The 789-nt window shown below is 38.4% G+C and carries 1 pseudogene; it reads left to right on the top strand.

Features of this window, described 5'->3' with window-relative positions:
* Positions 1 to 165: 165 nt before the first annotated feature.
* Positions 166 to 789 (top strand): annotated as a pseudogene (locus ACOI1D_RS21735) (IS21 family transposase); the annotation flags it as partial.

The raw sequence follows: 789 nt of genomic DNA, 5'->3' as shown, positions 1-789 counted from the left end.
TTGCGGATGAATAGAGCCACTTGTGCGGAGTTTTGAGCCAGTAATTGCGGAAGATAGAGCCACCGTTTGCGGACGGGAGAGCCAACAATATAAATTAGAACAACCTCTTGTATAATAAAAGTTGCATGCAAACAAGCATGACATTATTATACAGGAGGTTTTTTTGTGATTAATTGTCGTAAAATTCTAGAGTTGTATTTTGAAAAAATCAGTCAGAGAACAATTAGTTCTAGTACTGGTCATTCGAGAAATACAGTCTCTGAAGTCGTTCATCGAGCGAAGAAACTTGGTGTGGAAAGCTTGAACGATACCATGACCAATCCATGGTTAGAATCATTACTCTTTCCAGAAAAACAGGCTATTGAGAAAGGTTACTTCCCGGTTGATTGGGAAAAAGTGCATAAGGAATTACAAAAGAAGAATGTAACTTTGACTTTATTGCATTATGAGTATGCAACGGAAGCACGTGAGGTTGGAAAGATTCCTTATGCTTATCGAACATTTACCGAGAATTATGGAAAATACGCGAAGAAATACAAATTGACAATGCCTATTCTAAGAAAACCTGGTGAAAGTATGGAAGTAGATTGGGCAGGTTCTACGTTGGAAATTATTGATCGCTCAACAGGAGAAGCTATACCAGCGTACATTTTTATTGCGACCTTACCCTATAGCCAATTCAGCTACGTGGAAGCTTTCATGGATATGAAATCAGCGAATTGGCTTATCGCTCATATTCATGCATTAGAATATTTTGGAGGTGTTCCTGAAACCTTGGTTCCGGATAAT

It is taken from the genome of Virgibacillus sp. DJP39 (genome assembly GCF_049310925.1).
Classification (GTDB): Bacteria; Bacillota; Bacilli; order Bacillales; family Amphibacillaceae; genus Virgibacillus_F.
The sequence above is the reverse complement of the archived record's forward strand: the minus strand, read 5'-3'. Positions and strand labels throughout refer to the sequence as shown.